We start from the raw sequence: 3077 nt of genomic DNA on the forward strand, positions 1-3077 counted from the left end.
ACGGCGACCGCGGCGGCGGGTGCGCCCAGCAGGAGGCAGCAGGCGAGCCAGGCGAGCACGGACGGCCCGCCGAGGCCGAGGGCGGTCGCGGGCGCCACCCACAGCACGAACGCGATCGCGGAGAAGAGCGCCCAGGCGTGCAGCGGGCTCACCGGGGCGCGCCGGGCGGCCGGGGCCCGGTCCGGCAGGTCGGCGAGGAGCGGGGCGAGGTCGCCGCGGGTGCGGGCGGCGAGCGCCTCCCCGGCGCGCCGCTCGTGCTCGGAGCCGGTCAGCATCCCCTCCTGGTAGGCGGTGCGCAGCCGGTCCAGGGCGGCGTCCCGCTCGCGGTCGGAGGCGCGGAGTGCGTCGTCGGGCACGGGCATGGGGGCCGCCTCTCCTCGTGGGTGCGCCACTCGCCCTTCCCGACGGCCGGCGGCGGCCGCGGGTTCCGCGATCCGGTGTCCGATCGCTGACACACGGGGTGACCGGGGCGTTTCCGGGAGTGGTGGGCGGAAGGGGGCGGGAGGGCGACGAGAGTCTCCTGATCCGCCCTTTTCAAGGAGTGTGCGACGTTCCACAATGGCGGAGGTCCACAGCGGCGCGTCGAGCACGGGCGGAGAGACATGACCGAGACCGAGGCCGGGCCGGAGAGCGGCCGGCAGGGCGGGTCGGATGCGGTGCTCGGGGCCGCGCTGCGGGGCTCCGGGGAGCGGGCCTCGGCGGCGCTGGACGGCCTCTACCGGCGGCACTGGAAGGCCGTGCTGGTCTACGCCAAGACCTGCTGCCGGGACCCCCACACCGCGGAGGACCTCGCCTCGGAGGCGTTCACCCGCACCCTGGAGGCGGTGCGGGGCGGCGGCGGGCCGGAGGAGGCGTGGCGGCCCTACCTGCTGGCGGTGGTCAGGCGGACCGCCGCCGAGTGGGCGCGCACCGAGCGCCGCACCGAGCTTGCCCCCGACTTCGAGCGCTGGCTGGAGCGGGCCCCCGCCGAGGAGAGCGGCGAGGAGAGGGTGATCCGCCAGGAGGACGGCGGCATGGTGCGCGCCGCCTTCCGGTCGCTCCCGGAGCGCTGGCAGGCCGTGCTCTGGCACACCGAGGTGGAGGGGGAGGCGGCCGGCCGGGTCGCCCCGCTGCTCGGCATCGGCGCCAGCGGCGTCGGCTCGCTGGCCTCGCGGGCCCGGGAGGGGCTGCGCGAGGCCTACCTGACGGCGCACGCGGCGACGGCCGACGCCGAGTGCCGGCCGTACGCCTCGCTGATGGGCGCGGAGGTGCGCCGGGCCAGGCAGCGCCCCAAGCGCGCCCTCGGCCGGCACCTGGACGAGTGCCCCCGCTGCCGGGCCGCCTTCGCCGAGCTGACCGGGATGAACCGGCGGATGCGCGCGGTTCTGCCCGCCGCGGTGCTGCTCTGGGCCGGGCCGTTCGCCGGCGCCACCGCCCTGCACACCACCACCGCGGCGGTCGGCGGCGCGGTCGGCGCGGCCGGGGCCGGGTCGGCGCTGGCGGCGGGCAAACTGTCGTCCGGTCCGCTGCTGGCCGGCGCGGCGGCGCTGGGCACCGCGACGGTGGTCGGCGGCGCGGCCGTGCTGGGCGGCGTCCCCGCACCGGACGCGGACCGGCCGGACCCGGGCGCGGCGGCGACCGACCGGGTGGAGGCGGGCACCGGCGGGGGCGCGCCGCCGGACCCCGGCGCGGCCTCCCAGGAGCCCGCCCCCGACTCGGTCACCGAGGAGACGCCGGAGGACGGGGGCGAGGAGGACGAGCGGAAGGACCGGAAGGACGAGGACGAGACCGACCCCTCCCGGGTCGAGGGCGACGACCTGGGGCCGGAGGCCGACGAGGCGCGGCTGATGAACGCGGGCACCGGGGCGTGCGTCCTGCCCGAGGGCGACCAGGTGGTGTTGCGCGCCTGCGCGGGCGGCGAGGACGAGGTGTGGGAGACCTTCGCCCTGGAGCCGGGCGACGACCGCACCTGGCTGCGGAACGCGGAGACCGGCGGCTGCCTCGACTACGGCTCGGGCGGCGGCGACGGCGACGCGGTCGTCCACGGCCCCTGCCGGGCGGACCGGGAGGGGCAGATGTTCCGCTTCCTCCAGCACCCGGACGGCACCTACTACGTCGTCACCGAGGAGGCCGACCCGGAGGGCAACACCTTCCAGCTCGGGGCGGAGAACTGGGACGAGGGCTTCGGCGGCTGGTGGGGCGAGCCCGATCCGCCACCGGAGGACGACTCCTCCCTGGTGACCGTCTACAACTACTACGACGCGATCAGCCTGCGGTTCACGGTGTCCGAGTGACCCCGAGGAGTGAGGTCTCACGCGGTCTCCACGAGGCGCTTCGGTTCTCCGGGCGACTTCCCGGCGAGGGGGCCGATGGCAGGGGGCTCTCTTCGAGCATCTCGGAGAGCAGGCGGCGACGACGGAGGAAGGGCCGGGGCCGGGTGCCCCGGCCGGGTGCGGCGTCTCGCGGAGCGAAGGTCAAGACGGGCGGCGAGGGCGAGGAGGGCACCGGCTGGTCGGTCTGGCGCGGCGCCCCACGGGGTGAAGGTCAAGACGGGCGGCGACGGCGCCGGTAGGGGCGGGGTCGGGCTCCTCGGCCGGGCGCGGCGTCTCGCGGGGCGGGGGTTCAAGCGGGCAGCGAGGGCGGGGAGGGGACCGGCTGGTCGGTCGGGCGCGGACCCCACGGGGCCGAGCTTCAGGCCAGCAGCCACGGCGGAGGAAGCAGAGGGGCAAAGCCGATCACCCGAGCGCGGCGTCTCGCGGGGCGGGGGTTCAAACGGGCAGCGAGGGCGGGGAGGGGACCGGCTGGTCGGTCGGGCGCGGACCCCACGGGGCCGAGCTTCAGGCCAGCAGCCACGGCGGAGGAAGCAGAGGGGCAAAGCCGATCACCCGAGCGCGGCGTCTCGCGGGGCGGGGGTTCAAGCGGGCAGCGAGGGCGGGGAGGGGACCGGCTGGTCGGTCGGGCGCGGACCCCACGGGGCCGAGCTTCAGGCCAGCAGCAACGGCGGAGGAAGCAGAGGGGCAAAGCCGATCACCCGAGCGCGGCGTCTCGCGGGGCGGGGGTTCAAGCGGGCAGCGAGGGCGGGGAGGGGACCGGCTGGT

Annotated in this window: 2 protein-coding genes; one reads left to right on the forward strand and one right to left on the reverse strand. The window is 77.5% G+C overall.

Features of this window, described 5'->3' with window-relative positions:
• Positions 1 to 362 (reverse strand): DUF1707 SHOCT-like domain-containing protein (locus tag D459_RS35715; protein ID WP_017596683.1); only part of this gene is annotated, 362 nt, incomplete at its 3' end.
• Positions 363 to 602: 240 nt separating this feature from the next.
• Between D459_RS35715 and D459_RS34005 the strand changes: the two genes are divergently transcribed.
• Positions 603 to 2273, forward strand: a complete 1671-nt coding sequence (locus tag D459_RS34005; RefSeq protein WP_051065590.1) for a sigma-70 family RNA polymerase sigma factor — start codon at positions 603 to 605, stop codon at positions 2271 to 2273.
• The last annotated feature ends 804 nt before the right edge of the window (positions 2274 to 3077 follow it).

The organism is Nocardiopsis potens DSM 45234 (genome assembly GCF_000341105.1).
GTDB classification, from domain to species: domain Bacteria; phylum Actinomycetota; class Actinomycetes; order Streptosporangiales; family Streptosporangiaceae; genus Nocardiopsis_A; species Nocardiopsis_A potens.

Coding starts and splice junctions, on each gene's coding strand:
- D459_RS34005 (WP_051065590.1), top strand. CDS start 603: ATGACCGAGACCGAGGCCGGGCCGGAGAGCGGCCGGCAGGGCGGGTCG.